We start from the raw sequence: 14936 nt of genomic DNA on the forward strand, positions 1-14936 counted from the left end.
CCAAAATCCAAGACCCCGATGGTCCCCGGGAACCCGCTCGATGACCGATCAAGACCCGAAATCCAGGAGCGGCTCGAGCCGGCGCGATTTCTTGCGCGGCTCCAGCCTGGCGGCCGCCACGGCCGTCCTGACCGGACCGGCGCAGGTCGCGCTCGACGAGGCGACCGGGGCCGAGCCCGAGGTCAAAGTCCTCACCGGCGAGGTCTCGCTGACCCTGAAGGTCAACGGCGAGGAGAAGACATGCAAGGTCGAGCCGCGTAGCACGCTGCTCGACACCTTGCGCCATCGCCTGGACATCACCGGCCCCAAGCGCGTCTGCGACCGGGCGAGCTGCGGCGCCTGCACGGCGATCGTCGACGGAGTCCCCGTCTACTCGTGTACCACGCTCGCCGTGACGTGCACGGGCAAGACGATCGAGACCCTGGAGAGCTTCGGCACCGACGCCAACAGCGTGCCTCATGCCTTCCACCAGGCCGACGGCCTGATGTGCGGCTATTGCACCCCTGGCTTCGTCACCGCCTGCAAGGCCTTCCTCGACAAGAACCCCAATCCGACCCTCGACGAGGTGAAGAAGGGGCTCGACGGCAATATTTGCCGGTGCGGGACGTACATGGGCGTGCTCGAGGCGGCCCTCGCCGCGGCCAAAGCGATGAAGGGAGCCTGACCATGCCCTGGCCCGAGAACCCCAAGCTCATCGGCACCCGGATCCCCCGTCTCGACGGGATGATCAAGGCCACAGGCAAGGCCAAGTACCCCTCCGACGAACATCCCGAGGGGATGCTTTTCGGCGTGATGCTGTACAGCCCCGTGCCGCACGCCAAGATCAAAACGCTCGACCTGAAGCCCGCCGAGGCCATGCCCGGCGTGAAGGCGGTCATCGGCATCGTCAAGGAAGGCGGCCTGGTCCGCTATCACGGCGATGACATCGCCGCCGTGGCCGCCGAGACCGAGGAGCAGGCCCGCGACGCGGTGCGTGCCATCAAGGTCGAGTACGAGATCCTGCCGCACGTCGCCACCGAGCCGCAGGCGATGGCCGACGGGGCACCGGAAGTCGTGCGCGGCGGCAACGTGAAGAAGGGCCGCGCCACTTCGGTCGGCGATGCCGACGCGGGCCTGGCCAAGGCCGACGCGGTCGTCGAGATGACCCTCAACGTGCCGGTCATCACCCACGTCTGCCTGGAAACCCACGGCCTGACGGCGCGCTGGGACAGTAAGGAAAAGATCACCGCCTGGGCCAGCACCCAGGCCGTCGGCGCGACGGCCGCGGAGCTTGCAGGCCGGTTCAACATCCCGGTCGGCGACGTGACCGTGCTGACCGAGGTGATGGGCGGAGGCTTCGGCTCCAAGTTCGGCGCCGACGTCTGGGGCATCGCCGCCGCGGAGCTGGCCCAGAAGGCCGGCAAGCCGGTGAAGATGTTCCTCGACCGCGTCCAGGAACACCTTGCCGGCGGCAACAGGCCCAGCGCCACCGCCAAGGTCAAGATGGGCGCGACGAAGGACGGCAAGATCAGCGGCATGATCGCCGAGACCTACGGCACCGGCGGGATCTCCCGCGGGGCCCAGTTCCCGCTGCCTTATGTCTATGCCGTTGCCGACAACAAGCGGACCCACTCCGACGTCTTCCTGAACGGCGGCAACGCCCGCGCCATGCGTGCCCCCGGGCATCCGCAGGGCTGCCTGATCATGGAGTCGGTGGTCGACGAGCTGGCCGACAAGCTCGGCATGGACCCGATGGAGTTCCGGCTCAAGAACCTGGCGCCCAATGACTTCCGCACGGGCATCTACGAGGCCCAGGTCGCCATCGGCGCCGAGGAGATCGGCTGGAAGAACCGCAAGGCCCGCGGTCAGAGCAGCAAGGGGCCGATCAAGACCGGCTACGGCATGGCCCTGCACCAGTGGGGCGGCGGCGCCGCCCCCGACAAGCAGGTCACCTGCATCATCAACCCCGACGGCTCCGTCGAGGTCCGCAGCGCCACGCAGGACATCGGCACCGGTGCCCGGACGATCCTGGCCATCATCGCCGCCGAGCTGCTGGGCCTGAAGGTCACGGACATCAAGAGCAACATCGGCAACTCGACCTTCCCCCCGGGGCAGGCCTCGGGCGGCTCGACGACCACCCCGTCGATGAGCCCGCCGTGCTTCGCTGCCGTCAGCGCGGCGCGCGACGCCCTGTTCAAGAAGATCGCCCCAGGCCTGAACGCCGAGCCGGGCGACCTGTCGCTGGCCGACGGCAAGGTCCTGGTCAAGGGCGAGGCCAAGCTCGACTGGAAGGACGCCTGCCGTAAGCTCGGCATGATGCCCATCAACGAGCTGGGCAAGTTCGAGGAAGGCCTCTCCAGCGTCGGCGTCGCCGGCTGCCAGTTCGCCGAGGTGTCGGTCGACATCGAGACCGGCGTCGTCACGCTCAAGAAGATCGTGGCCGTGCAGGACTCGGGCCTGATCATCGATAAGCTGACCTGGGAGAGCCAGGTCTACGGCGGCGTCATCGGCGGCCTGAACTACGGCCGGTTCGAGGAGCGGGTCATGGACCCGACCACCGGCGTGATGCTCAACGCCGACATGGAACTGTATAAGCTCGCCGGCGCCAGCGACATGCCCGTCATCGTCGTCAAGGCGTACGAGACGCCCGAGATGAAGGCCCGCGGAGTCATCGGCATCGGCGAGCCGCCGACCATCGGCACCGCCGCAGCCATCGGCAACGCGGTGGCCAACGCCATCGGCGTGCGCGTGGCCAACTGGCCCATGACCCCCATCAACGTGTTGAACGCCCTGGCGTCGGCCAAGAGCTAACAAAGGGAGGCGACCGATCTCATGAAAGCCTTCGATTTCGCCAGCCCTTCCAGCCTTTCCGAAGCCCTGGGCGCCCTGGCCGACTCCGACGATTCCGCGGCACTGGCCGGCGGGACCGACCTGATCAACCGGATGAAGGACTACGTCACCAGCCCCAAGCGGGTGGTCTACCTGAAGGACGTCAAGGGCCTCGCCGGTATCACCGGCGACCCCAAGGCGTCGGGCACGACCGTCGGTTCCGGCACCCTGCTGGCGTCGATCGTCGAGCACAAGGGGATCAAGGAGGCGTATCCCGCCCTCTGGCAGGCGGCCTACGAGGTGGGCACGCCGCAACTGCGGAACATGGCCACCGTCGGCGGCAACCTCCTCCAACGCCCCCGCTGCTGGTACTACCGCAGCGGCTTCGGCCTGCTGGGCACCAAGGACGGCAAGAGCCTGGTCCGCGCCGGCGACAACCGCTACCACTCGATCTTCATGACCGAGGGTGACGCCCTGTTCGCCAGCCCGTCGAGCCTGGCCGTCCCGCTCGTCGCGCTAGGAGCCACCGCGACCCTGGCCGGCCCCAAGGGGGAACGCACCGTCCCCGTGGCCGAGCTCTATCGCATCCCCAAGACGGCCGAGGAGGGCGAGCTTGCCATCCAGCCGGGTGAGATCCTGACGAAGGTCATGATCCCGCCGGCCAAGGGCAAGAACGCCTCCTACGAGATCCGCGAGAAGAACGCCTACGACTGGCCGCTGGTCATGGCCTCGGTCAACCTGACCCTGGACGGCGAGACGGTTTCCAAGGCGTCCGTCATCCTCTACGGAGTCGCCCCGATCCCCTACAAGTCGGAGGCCGCCGAGAAGGCGATCACCGGCAAGAAGGTGGACGAGGAGACCGCCGCCGCGGCGGGCGCCGCCTCGGTCGAGGGGGCCAAGCCGCTGTCAACCAACGGCTACAAGGTGGCCCTGACGAAGACCGCCGTGAAGCGTGCGCTGCTGGCCGCCGTGGGCAACCGCTACTGGGAGGCCTGACCGCCATGTCCGAGGCCGAAGACGACCCGCTGCCGATCGTCGACCTCAGCATCCCCCTCTGCCGCAACCTGCGGAACAAGGGGATGTACGTCTACACCGACGGCGGGGGGGGCGAGCACGGAGACTACGACAACAGCATCTACTGGTGCCTGCAAACCATGAAGTCGTTCGGCCCCGACGACGAACTCGTCGACGCCCACGAATGCAGGGCCCCCGATCGGCCCTGCTACCTGCCGCTCTGATCGAGATCGAGCGAAACAGACGGGCCCGCGGACTGGCTTCAGAGCCGGCCGCGGGCCCGTTTGCGTAGAATCCACGTCGATCGACTGAGATCCGTTCGACCGAGCTTGCCGACCTCATCGGCGGAGTCTGACTCACGATTCCGAGGCCACTCGCACCCCTCGCCCCTCTCGGGGACCGCCGTTGGCCTGCCGTTCCTTCGCGTCGGCCATCCGCCGCTTCCAGATCTCCAGCGTCGCCTCGGTGACGGCCAGGATCGCCGGCCCCAGGATCATCCCGGATACTCCGAACACCGCCAGCCCGCCCAGGAAGGCGAGCAGCACCGGCACGTTGTGCATCCGCATCCTCGCGCCGGCCAGCCGGGCGTAGAGGATGTTGTCGACGAAGGTTGCGGTCACCACCCCGACGAGAATCAGAGCGGTGGCACCGGGCCAGTTCCCGTTCATGATCAGGTAGGCCGTCGCGGGAACCCAGATCAGGCCTGCTCCCAGGACGGGCAGCAGGCTCAAAAGGAACATGATGATCGACCACAACATTGGCGCGGGGAGCCCACTCGCCCAGAACGTCAGGCCGAACGCGGTCGAGTCGATGAGGCCCGTGATCACCGTGGCATAGAGCGTCGCATGGACCGAATCGCTGGCGCGCTCGATGAGAAGGTTACTCTCGCCCTCCGAGAGCGGCAGCAGGTCCCGCAGGCCATCGAGGAAGGTGTCGCGGTCCCGGAAAAGATAATAGAGGATGAACATCGCCAGCATGAACTGGATGGCGGCAACCGCCGACCCACGCGCGAGGTTCGAGGCATTCTCGGCGTTCGACGCAACGAATTTGCGTGCCGTGTCTTCGACATCGAGCCCGACCCGTTCTGCCCAACCGACCACCTTGCCCAGGACCGGGATCGAGGCGATCTTCCCGCGGATCTGGCCCTCGCCCGCCGAGCCGTCCTGCATCCGCCTGGCGGCGACGGCCGTCTCGCTACCGATCTGATAGGTCGCGAACAGGCCGGTGGACAGGATCACGGTCGCGACGACCATGGTGCTGAACGCGGCGGCAAGTCCACGTCGAGTGACGAGGAGGGTGATCCATCGGTGGAGTGGCCAGGCGAGGATTGCCAGCGCAACGGCCCATGTGATGGCGGGCAGAAACGGGAGGGCGAGTGAGAACGTAAGGCCGATCAGCACCGTGGTCAGGGCGATCAGCGAGAACAATCGCACCCGTTCGACTGTCGAGGCCTGCCCGGCCTGGGCCATCATCGGCCGGGGCTCCAGGGCGGTGGGTTCTACGTTCCGCATCATGAAGTCGCCTCTTCCACCGGAAGGATCCGGCTCGAATCGATCTCGAGGTGATCGGCCTCGTTGCAATAATCCGCAGACCCGGCTTGCATTCAATGTGCCGTGAATGAGTTAGGCGTCGCTTACCTATCCGTCAGCGTTTTCGGCGCGGAGCCTCGAGAAATCGCCCATCATCTTGCGTGGGGCGCGATTGGGAGTCCGGCCGGCCTGCCTTTCGCAGCGAGGTTCCTAGGACCTGTCCGGACGTCAACGAAGTCGGACACCGATGCCTCCGTCCGTAGCCACCGTCCTTGGCCGCGCATTCGACGGCCTCACCCCGGCGGACGAAGGCCGACCCTTCAGTGAGGCACCCCTTGCCCCTGACCACCCGTCCGCGGGCGTGCACGACTTCGCCGGCGAGGTACCCTTGTTGTCCCGACTGATCCGTCAGGGTCTTTGCCGTCAAGGCCGCCGGGGTTGCAGAGCCTTGTCCCTCTGACAGTCCTCTAAGGGCGACGGATTGCCTCGACGAGGCTCCGGGTCGTCATCTCGACGGCAAACGGGTGGGCAGGGACGGCGTGCTGGGCGTCGGCGAGCTGCCAGCCGAGGGTCAGGGCGGCTCTTGCCAGCTTGGGTTCGCCGGAGGCCGCCCAGAAGCCGGTCATCCATGAGACCATCCGGCGATAGGTGTCGAGCCGGCCCATCAGTCGGTGTTCGAAGTAGAAGCGATAGGCGCCCGAGTCGAGGGCGGGGTTGGGTTCTCGTGTCGGATCGCGGGTGGCGATCTCCTCGGCGATCTCCGACGTCAGCGGCGAGCGGTCGACCCAGTCGGGGCAGGCGTCGAGGACCAGGCGCGTGATGGCCGGCATCTCCTCGAAGGGGACGGCCTCGGGGTCGAGCCCTTCGAACATCGGCGCGATGCCGCTGGTGGCCCAGGCGGCCCGGATCCGGGCGTTGGAGAGGTCCGACCCGAGGGTCCGTTCCAGCCAATATTGGAGCGCCGGCGTGGTCTCGGGGCCGCAGTGCATCAGGCAATCGCCGAGCATCGAAAGGACGATCCCCTCCGGGGCCTCGACCGCGTCGATCTCGGTGCTCTGCTTGAACTCGTCGAAGCGCGTGCCCGAGCGATCGTCTTCCAGCCCGACGACCTCGGCAACGCCGTGCGCAGCGTCGCAGTGAAACGCGACCGTCACCCGCCTCGTCCCTTCGAGGGTCGTCAGCACGATCAGGCCCCGACCCTGGCCGTCCATCCCCGTCACCAGGCACCGCTCGGGCCTGCGGACCGCCGGGATCGTCTCCTCGACCGAGGATCCGGGGTGCCGATGCGAGTGGGCCAGAACGCGGACAGCCTTGTCTGGGTGGTGATGGGCGATGTTCGTCCAGGCGCGTGCCACGTCGGGGCTCGACTCATCGAAGGCAGCCAATGCGTCCATCGCGGCGTCGCGTGTCTCGGGCTCGTGGCTGAAGGTCAAGAGCCGCAAGAACTCAATCAGGCCGGGGCCGGCGGGCCTGGCGGCGAGCCCCTTCAAGATCTCCGCACGCATCGCCGGCTCGACGGCTCCCAGGCCGTGCAGGGCAACCCAGAGCTCTCCAGGTTCATCCTCGAGCTGGCTGGCGAGGAGCTCGATCGAGCCGCCGTCCTCATCGACCACCTCGGCCAATTCGTCCCAGAGTTCGCCGAGCGCCGGGAACTCTTCGAGAATACCCGCCCCTTCGATCACGGCGAGGGCCTCCCAGATCGCCTCGGGCGGCAGAGCGGGGTTCTCTTCGAGGGCGTGGGCCAGCGCCCGATAGACGTCTTGAGAATCGACATACTCGACGAGCTGGAGCAGCGCGATGATGTCGGTCGCGACCAGGCTCTGGATCCGTGGCCCGAGCCATGCGGCCAGGTCCTCGCGCGGGTGCTCGCGGATGACGCGTTCGAGGTCAAGGGGGGGCGCATCGGCCGGTCGGGCCATTCCAGGAGCCGGCGACGGCTCGTCGGAGGTGCGCAGCAAGTCCTTGCTCATGGCGGTCCCGAGGTCCCTTGAGGAATCCAACGCCCGCGAGGTCAGTCCCTCGCCTCCCGAGTCAAAGGATGCACCCGATCGCCGGCCCATTCAAGGTGAACCCGACCGATCAGTGCTCGGGCGCATCGTCCTCGGGGACTTCCGGGGGTGGGGTGGCCCAGGCCAGCTCGTGGGCGGTCTCGATGACCGCCTGCTCCAGCAGCTCGTCGGGCACTTCCTTCAGGAACCGGCTCGGGGTCGTCACCATGTACGCGCCACGGCCGCCGCGCTGGATGATGGCGGGATAGGTTAAATAAAGCTCGTCCATGGCCCGGGTCACGGCGACGTAGAAGATGCGCCGCTCCTCATCCTCGCCGCCGGGCTCGTTCAGACCACGGTAGTTGGGGAAGCTCTCCTCGATCAATCTGGGGATGAACACGCGCGACCATTCCAGGCCTTTCGCCTGGTGGATCGTGCTGAGGACCAGCATCTCGGTCGGCTGCTGGCTGTCGAGGGTGTCCATGCCGTAGACGTCGCCGGCGAGCAGGAGATCGGCGATGAGCTGTTCGAGGCTCTGATAGCGGGCCGCCAGCACGGCCATCTGCTCGATGTCCGCGAGCCGGTTCTCGGGCCGCTCGTACTTCACCTTGACCGTCGCAGGGTAGCCTCCCTGAAGGATGGCCCCGATGGCTGCGGCGGGTTCGGCCTCGGGGTTGGTCCCCTGGATCTTCCGGACGTCGGCGATGAAGCCGGCGAGGAACCCCTTCGACTTGGCGGGGACGATCGCCATCGCCTCGCCGGTGGCGATCGCCGCCATCGGGTCCTTGGTCGCCGCGATCTGCGTCCAGAGGGCCGCCGCCTTGGCTGGGCCGATCCCCGGGATCAAGAGCAGAAGCCGGCGCCAGGCGGGCTCGTCGAGCGGATTGACCACGATCCGCAGGAAGGCCAGGACATCCTTGATGTGGGCCTGCTCGAAAAAGCGCTGGCCGCTCCGCACCGAGTAGGGAACCCCGCGCGTGACCAGTTCCCCTTGCAGCAGGATGCTGTCGTGATGGTTGCGGTACAAGACCGCCATCTTGCCCAGCCCGACCCCTTCGTCGCGGAGGTCGAGAATCTGCTGGCAGAGGAACTCAGACTCCTCGTAAGAGTCCGACGCCGGCACGACCAGCGGCCTGACTCCGCCGGGCTCGCGGGCCGAGACGAGCGTCTTGGGGAAGCCTTCCTGGTTGTGCGCGATCGACGCGTTTGTGAAGGCGACGATCTCCGGGGTCGACCGGTAGTTCACCTCCAGGCGGTAGACACGCGTCCCAGGGTTGCGGTCGGGGAAGTGGAGGATATTGTCATAGTTGGCGCCACGAAACTTGTAGATCGACTGGGCATCGTCGCCGACCGCCGTCAGGTTCCCCGCGCCTGCTCGGGCGATCGACTCGACCAGCTCGATCTGGATGGAGTTGGTGTCCTGCATCTCGTCGACCAGGAGGTGCTGGAACATCCGCCCTTGCGCGGCCTTCTGCTCGGGGAATTCGGCGATCAGGCGGCCCCACTGGAGCAGCAGGTCGTCGTAGTCCATGCTGTTGCTGGCGAGCTTGCGCGCGGCGTAGGCGACACGCACCGCCTCGATCGGCTCTGTCCACTCGGCCAGGTCGGGGGCACGGACGGCGATGACCTCGGCCAGCGGGCGGCGGACGTTGGCGGCGAAGCTCATCAGGTGGAGCACCGTCGCGGGCTTGGGCGCCATCTTGCCGGCCGAGCTGATCCCGGCGTCTTCCATCGCCAGCCGGACCAGGTCGGCCTGGTCCTCGCCGTCCAGGATGGTGAAGTTGGGCCCGTAGCCCAGTGTCGCCGCCGATCGACGCAAAATCCGATTGCCGATATGATGGAACGTGCCCGCCCAGACTTTGGCGGCCGACGGCCCGACGAGCGACTCCAGCCGGCTCATCATCTCGCGGGCCGCGCGCCGGGTAAATGTCACCAGCAAAATCTGCTCGGCGGGAACTCCCTTGGCGATCAGATAGGCCACCCGGTAGGTGATCACGCGGGTCTTGCCCGACCCAGGCCCGGCCAGAATCAGGTTGAAACCGTCGGGGGCCGTCGCGGCGTCGCGTTGCGCCGGGTTCAGGTCATTGGCCAGGAGCGCCGCCAGGCGGTCGTCGACGGTCTTTCGCAGCCTGATCTTGCGCATGCTTCGACCTGCCTGGACGTTGGGGCCTGCCTCTGATGCCGTGGACCACCAGTATAGACGCGTCGCCCGGGGAGCACAGCCGTCGAATTCCTGCAAAACCTGGGACGCCGACGAATCCCTTTCGAACCTTCAGGGGGCCGCCGACGTAAGACCCCCGTCAAGCCCTCCGCCCCGGTCGAGTCGGTGGCCGGGCACGAGTGCCCTCATCGCACCTAGCTTACCAAGGCGTTTCTGGCGATTATCGGACACTGGACATCCCGGTCCGGATTGGCTAGATTCTCCCTGGCAGCACGCCGGCTCATCCGTCGCGGAACATGCGGACGAACTCCGCGTGCCCTTCCGCCGGACACGGCGATCGTCACGTCTCGTCCGTAAACTCCCGTCTCCGGATCGCCGTGACTTCCGCCGAGTCGTCCAATCCCCCGGGCCGACCTCCGAAGGACCTGGTGCGCGCACTTCGCGCTTCCTTTGTCAATGCCCGAAGGCCTACGAGCCCCGCCATGAGCACGGCCGAACTCCTTCATGCAGGCATCCTGGAAACCCACGCCAAGGGGTATGGGTACCTCCGCGATCCGTCGCGCCACTACAAGGCCGGCCCGCACGATGTCTACGTCCCCGCGCCGCTCATCGCCCGCTATGCGTTGCGGCAGGGGGCCGAGGTCGCCGGTACCGTCGAGTCGGTCCGCAAGCCGGGCGAGGCGCCCAGGCTCAGCGACGTGCTCAAGATCGAGAAGCAAGATCCGGGGGCCGGGGGCGGACGCCGCGGCTTCGACGACCTGACGGCCATCGACCCCCACGAGAAGATTAACCTGGAAACCGGCCCCGAGCCCCTGGGCATGCGGGTGATCGACCTGCTCACCCCCATCGGCAAGGGGCAGCGAGGCCTGATCGTCGCCCCCCCGCGAACCGGCAAGACGATCCTGCTCCAGCAGATGGCCGCCGCCGTCGCGACCAATCATCCCGAGCTCCATCTGATGATGCTGCTCGTCGACGAGCGGCCCGAGGAAGTCACCGAGATGCGCCGGGCGGTCCGGGGCGAGGTCATCGCCTCCTCGTCCGACCAGGACACCGAGGAGCACATCCGCCTGGCCCAGCTCGCCGTCGATCGCGGCAAGCGGATCGCCGAGGCGGGCGGCCAGGCGCTCATCCTGCTGGATAGCCTCACCCGCCTGGCCCGGGCGTACAATAAAGGGTCCAGCTCGGGCCGGACGATGACCGGCGGCATCGACATCAAGGCGCTCGACGTCCCCAAGCGGCTCTTCGGCGCCGCCAGGGCCTTCGAGGAGGGGGGATCGCTGACCGTGATCGCCACCTGCCTGATCGACACCGGCAGCAAGATGGACGAGATCATCTTCCAGGAGTTCAAGGGGACAGGGAACATGGAGGTCGTCCTCGACCGCCGCCTGGCCGATCGACGAGTCTGGCCGGCCATCGACCTTCCCCAGTCGGGCACGCGCAAGGAAGAGAAGCTACTCGACGCCAAGACGTTCACCTGCATGAACCTCCTGCGCCGGACCCTCGCCGACATGAAGCCGGTCGAGGCGATGGAGTCGCTCACCAAGCAGCTGGCCAAGTACCCCAGCAACGCCGCCTTCCTGGAAAAGATTGGCCAGTTCCAGAAAGACAAGTGAGCGTCCGGTCGGGGCTCACGGATTGACCTTGATCCGGATGTTGCGGAACTCGATCGGCCGTCCCTCCGATTGCCAGCCGATCGCCCCCTCCGCGGGCTTGGCCTTCGTCCCCGACGCGATCTCCAGGCCGTTCATTCGGACGGTGATCGACGCGTCCTGGCTGACGACCTCCAGGGTGTTCCACTCGCCCACGGGTCTGCTCGCCTTGCGCTGGGCCGTCGCATCCTTGCTGGCCGCCAGCTCGGCGTCCAGCGGAAACAGGTTGCCCGGGTCGGCGTAAAGGAGTTGCACCTGGATCGACCGGGGCCAGACCTTCGAGGGCGGCTGGAGGTGCAAGAGCACACCGCTGTTGCCGTCGAAGGCCGCGTCGGACGTCAGCCCTTCGGGACGGTCGTACCTCCAGTCGAACCTCAGGACGTAATTCTTGTAGGCCGCCTTGGTGGCGAAATAGCCGTCGGGCTCGCCGGTCAGGCGCACCGACCCCTCATGGACCAGGATCGAGCCCGGCCCAAGACCGACCAGGTCGAATTGCGCAGGATTGTTGCCGGCGACCATCGGCACGAATCCATCCTGATCCCCGGCCGCCGCAAGGCACGCCAGGGCCATCGCAGCCCACACCAATCGACTCATCATGAGCGTCCTCAGTCCGGCGTTCGGGGCCCGTTGCGTGGCCATCGCGGCTCGGCTCCAGTGTACCCTGGGCCGCCGGCTCGGTCTTGTCCCGGTGCAGGGCGACGACTACCTTTGAAGATCGAACCGGATCAATCCGGCGAGAAATTCCGGCGACCCGACGGCACTGGGGCTGCCTGGCGACTCGGGGGTGTCCATCATGGCCGATTCCGATCCACCCAAACGTCCACGACCGCAACCCGCGGCCGGCGGCGGCCCACTCCCCAGGCTCTGGAAGATCGAGCCCGAGACGGAGGCGGCCGCGCCCGAGAAGACCAAGAAATCGGCCAGGGACTCCGAGAAGAAGAAGGCCGCCAAGGCCAAGGCGAAGAAGGCCGAAGACGACGAGCAGGTGAGCGTCGACACCTACGACAAGCGTAGCCGCGACCGACTCCTGGTCAGCTCGGCCCTCATCGGCCTCTGCATCGTCGGCCTCTTCACGCTTTATTTGAGGTTCCGTACGGTCGAGGAACGCTTCGACGACCTTCCGGACGAAGCCGCTCCGATCCCCGTTCGGGTCGGGAAGGCCGCCGCGGTTGACCTGAAGGCCGAGGGCGAGGCCACGAACATGCTCGACCAGGCCCGCCAGGTGGCCGGGGTGGGCAAGCCCGAGATGGCCGCGTCAATGCTGGGCAAGATCGTCAAGGCATACCCGGGCACGACCGCCGCGCGGGCGGCCAGAGGCTCGCTCGACCAGGCGGCCAAGGGACTCCCACTCTTCGCCGAGAAGGGGGCCCTGATCGCCGAACGCGTCGAGCCTGACTCGGCGGAGAAGTCCCCGGCCGTCGTCGAGCCCCCGACCCCTCCCGAGCCGCCCAAGGTCGTCGTGCATCCGCTTCCGCCAGGCTTCCGGGCTGTCGAGGGGGCACCGATCGACGCTGAGGGATGGCCGGCGTCGATCCTCTGCGACCGCGACGGTTCGACGATGGTGTTCATCCCCCGCGGCGAGTTCGTGATGGGACGCGACGAGGGGCCGGCGCAGGAACAGCCGGCGCACCGGGTCCGCCTCTCCGCCTTCTATATCGACCGCCACGAGGTGACCAACCGCCAGTATCAGATCTATGCCGCACCCCACGACAAGCTCGCCTCTCCGTCTCGGTCCGCCCGCGCTGGAGAGTCCTCGGGCGATCCGGCGGCCGACCTGCCGGTCGTCGCGATCACGGCAAGGCAGGCGCACGACTTCGCAGCCTGGGCCGGCAAGATGCTGCCGACGGAGGCCCAGTGGGAGAAGGCCGCTCGCACGGCCGACGGCCGGATCCATCCCTGGGGCCCCGGTGCCGGCCCCTGGGACAAGCCCAAGGAGACCCGGGACGTCGCGCCCGTCATGACCGAACCCGGCGACCAGTCGCCCTTCGGCGTCTTCGACCTGGCCGGCAATGCCTGGGAGTGGACGGCGGACTACTACGACCCGAGGGCTTACAAGGCACTCCCCGCGGGCCCGGTCGTCGATCCCACGGGCGCGCCGTTCAGCCGCGCAAGGCCTCCGCAGATGACCGTCAGAGGGGGGTCGAAGCTCTGGGTCTCGAGCTGGCGTGAGGGGATGAAGGCCGACGCTCGCGCCCGATATCTTGGATTCCGCTGCGTCCTCCAGGTCGAGGGCGCCGCACGACCCGATCGATCCATCTCGCCCGAGACCCAGGGGCCCGCCGGTGCGCCGGTCGGGGTCGTCCCGTTCTGAGAGCCTCATCGCCGCGCCATCCCCGAATCACGGCCCCGAGTTCGATCAACATGTTTTGAAATAATGAACATGTGGCTACTCTCATCCTCGCACGTCCTTGAATCGAGGGTTCGGGTCGAATAGACTGGAGCGCTCGGGCCCGCGGCCGCCCTGAAGCCCGGCCCCGGAGCGTGATTTCGGATCGGATTCGGCCGACTCGTCCGCATCGATTCGTCCGCGGACGCATCGGGCAGGGATCGGCCTACGAATTTCCATCTCGCAGGGTCTACGCGACCTGAAAAGCCTCATGATGACCCAAGATCCCCGACCGAAACGGCGCTTGCTCGTCATCCACCGCGGCCTCTCCTCCGGGTCGCCCGAGGGGCATCAGGTCCAGGGTTTCGAGATCTTCCGCGACGACTTCCTGAGGCGCCTGAACGTCGAAGTCGTCATGGTCGAGGCCCTGACCCTGGGCGAGATCGAGCGGGCCTACGACGCGAATCCGTCGGACGTCGCTCTCGTCATGATCTCGTGGCGTGAGACGGCCGAGGACGCCGCGGCCTTCTTCCGCGGGCTGTCGGAGAAGCCCGGGCGCGGGAAGATCATCTTCCTCGATTATTATGCCCCCACCTCGACGCCCCACTTCGGCGTCCTGCCGCACGTCGACCGCTTCGCGAAGCGGCAGGTGCTGAAGGATCGATCGGCATACCAGCGAGACTACGATGGCGGGCTGCTCTTCACCGACTTCCTCTCCAAGGAGCTCGGCTACGAGCTGAACGGCTGGAATTTTTCGTCCAAGCCCGACCCCGATCAGGTCCACAAGGTCAAGTCCTGCTGGAATCTGTCGACGACCCGCAAATATATGAACCTGCTTTCCGTCACCAGGCCGCTGCGGGCCGCGTGGAATCTGAGGCCGATCGTCCTGAACCGGCGGATCGGCAAGATCAACATCAACGCCCACAAGGAATGGTATCAGCAGTATCGCGAGCTGGCGCTGGAGAAGATGGAACCGCTGACCCGACGCTACCGGAGCACGGGCAACGGCCCGATCCCCGCGCGGCGATACCTGATGGAGATGATGATGTGCAAGATCGTCGTCAGCCCATTCGGCTGGGGCGAGCTCTGCTTCCGGGACTACGAGACCGTCGCGGCGGGCGCCTTGCTCATCAAGCCTTCGATGGAGCATCTCGTCACCAGCCCAGACATCTTCAAACCCAACGAGACCTACGTCCCGATCCGCTGGGACCTGACCGATCTCGTCGAGGTCTGCGAGCACTACCTGTCGCACCCGGACGAGGCCCGGCGGATCATCAAGAATGCCCAGGACGTGCTCCACGACTACTATCACGGCGACGGCTTCGTCAACGACGTGGGCCGGATCATCGACTTCGGCGAGGCCGACGTCGAAGGGGCGACCACCTCTGCCTGACGGGTGGCGCGATCCCGAGAAACGACGCCGGCCCGCCGAGGACAAATTGTCCGCGGCGGGCCGGCGTT

11 protein-coding genes are annotated in these 14936 nt (G+C 67.0%); 7 read left to right on the forward strand and 4 right to left on the reverse strand.

Translation table 11 applies throughout. The features are described 5' to 3' along the window. Nucleotides 1-40: 40 nt before the first annotated feature. The 4 genes from EP7_RS05900 to EP7_RS05915 are packed head-to-tail and all read left to right on the forward strand — an operon-like array spanning nt 41 to nt 4046. Complete coding sequence (locus EP7_RS05900; protein ID WP_463526780.1) at nt 41-664, forward strand: 2Fe-2S iron-sulfur cluster-binding protein; 624 nt, start codon at nt 41-43, stop codon at nt 662-664. A gap of 2 nt (nt 665-666) precedes the next feature. Then, complete coding sequence (locus tag EP7_RS05905; RefSeq protein WP_463526782.1) at nt 667-2790, forward strand: xanthine dehydrogenase family protein molybdopterin-binding subunit; 2124 nt, start codon at nt 667-669, stop codon at nt 2788-2790. 21 nt (nt 2791-2811) lie between these two features. Continuing rightward, complete coding sequence (locus tag EP7_RS05910) at nt 2812-3804, forward strand: FAD binding domain-containing protein (RefSeq protein WP_463526784.1); 993 nt, start codon at nt 2812-2814, stop codon at nt 3802-3804. A gap of 5 nt (nt 3805-3809) precedes the next feature. Continuing rightward, the gene (locus EP7_RS05915) at nt 3810-4046 is read left to right on the forward strand and encodes a hypothetical protein (protein WP_463526786.1); all 237 of its coding nucleotides are present in this window, start codon (nt 3810-3812) and stop codon (nt 4044-4046) included. A 132-nt stretch (nt 4047-4178) separates the two neighbouring features. Here the strand turns inward: EP7_RS05915 and EP7_RS05920 are convergent, their stop codons facing one another. The 3 genes from EP7_RS05920 to EP7_RS05930 all read right to left on the reverse strand — a co-directional run bounded on the left by EP7_RS05920 (nt 4179) and on the right by EP7_RS05930 (nt 9482). Continuing rightward, nucleotides 4179-5336, reverse strand: a complete 1158-nt coding sequence (locus EP7_RS05920; RefSeq protein WP_463526788.1) for an AI-2E family transporter — start codon at nt 5334-5336, stop codon at nt 4179-4181. Nucleotides 5337-5818: 482 nt separating this feature from the next. Further along, nucleotides 5819-7321 carry a hypothetical protein gene (locus EP7_RS05925; protein ID WP_463526790.1) on the reverse strand — a complete coding sequence of 501 codons (1503 nt, stop codon included), beginning with the start codon at nt 7319-7321 and terminating at the stop codon, nt 5819-5821. A 109-nt stretch (nt 7322-7430) separates the two neighbouring features. Continuing rightward, a complete protein-coding gene (locus tag EP7_RS05930) occupies nt 7431-9482 on the reverse strand; it encodes an ATP-dependent helicase (RefSeq protein ID WP_463526792.1) in 2052 nt (683 codons plus the stop codon). 500 nt (nt 9483-9982) lie between these two features. Between EP7_RS05930 and rho the strand changes: the two genes are divergently transcribed. Then, entirely contained in the window at nt 9983-11113 is a 1131-nt protein-coding gene (rho, locus tag EP7_RS05935) for a transcription termination factor Rho (protein ID WP_463526794.1), read from the forward strand. A 15-nt stretch (nt 11114-11128) separates the two neighbouring features. Here the strand turns inward: rho and EP7_RS05940 are convergent, their stop codons facing one another. Further along, nucleotides 11129-11743: a 3-keto-disaccharide hydrolase gene (locus EP7_RS05940; protein ID WP_463526796.1), complete on the reverse strand. Its 615-nt coding sequence runs from the start codon at nt 11741-11743 to the stop codon at nt 11129-11131. A gap of 199 nt (nt 11744-11942) precedes the next feature. On the opposite strand from EP7_RS05940, the gene EP7_RS05945 reads away from it, so the two are divergent. Next, nucleotides 11943-13460, forward strand: coding sequence for a formylglycine-generating enzyme family protein (locus tag EP7_RS05945; protein ID WP_463526798.1), 1518 nt, complete (start codon nt 11943-11945; stop codon nt 13458-13460). Nucleotides 13461-13779: 319 nt separating this feature from the next. Continuing rightward, nucleotides 13780-14868, forward strand: a complete 1089-nt coding sequence (locus EP7_RS05950; RefSeq protein WP_463526800.1) for a glycosyltransferase — start codon at nt 13780-13782, stop codon at nt 14866-14868. The last annotated feature ends 68 nt before the right edge of the window (nt 14869-14936 follow it).

The sequence above is a fragment of the Isosphaeraceae bacterium EP7 genome (genome assembly GCA_038400315.1).
Lineage (GTDB): Bacteria > Planctomycetota > Planctomycetia > Isosphaerales > Isosphaeraceae > EP7.

Excerpts from the sequence above, each read along its gene's own strand:
- EP7_RS05920 (WP_463526788.1), bottom strand. The coding sequence starts at position 5,336 with ATGATGCGGAACGTAGAACCCACCGCCCTGGAGCCCCGGCCGATGATG.
- EP7_RS05900 (WP_463526780.1), top strand. The coding sequence starts at position 41 with ATGACCGATCAAGACCCGAAATCCAGGAGCGGCTCGAGCCGGCGCGAT.
- rho (WP_463526794.1), top strand. The coding sequence starts at position 9,983 with ATGAGCACGGCCGAACTCCTTCATGCAGGCATCCTGGAAACCCACGCC.
- EP7_RS05925 (WP_463526790.1), bottom strand. The coding sequence starts at position 7,321 with ATGAGCAAGGACTTGCTGCGCACCTCCGACGAGCCGTCGCCGGCTCCT.
- EP7_RS05945 (WP_463526798.1), top strand. The coding sequence starts at position 11,943 with ATGGCCGATTCCGATCCACCCAAACGTCCACGACCGCAACCCGCGGCC.
- EP7_RS05915 (WP_463526786.1), top strand. The coding sequence starts at position 3,810 with ATGTCCGAGGCCGAAGACGACCCGCTGCCGATCGTCGACCTCAGCATC.
- EP7_RS05930 (WP_463526792.1), bottom strand. The coding sequence starts at position 9,482 with ATGCGCAAGATCAGGCTGCGAAAGACCGTCGACGACCGCCTGGCGGCG.
- EP7_RS05910 (WP_463526784.1), top strand. The coding sequence starts at position 2,812 with ATGAAAGCCTTCGATTTCGCCAGCCCTTCCAGCCTTTCCGAAGCCCTG.
- EP7_RS05905 (WP_463526782.1), top strand. The coding sequence starts at position 667 with ATGCCCTGGCCCGAGAACCCCAAGCTCATCGGCACCCGGATCCCCCGT.
- EP7_RS05940 (WP_463526796.1), bottom strand. The coding sequence starts at position 11,743 with ATGAGTCGATTGGTGTGGGCTGCGATGGCCCTGGCGTGCCTTGCGGCG.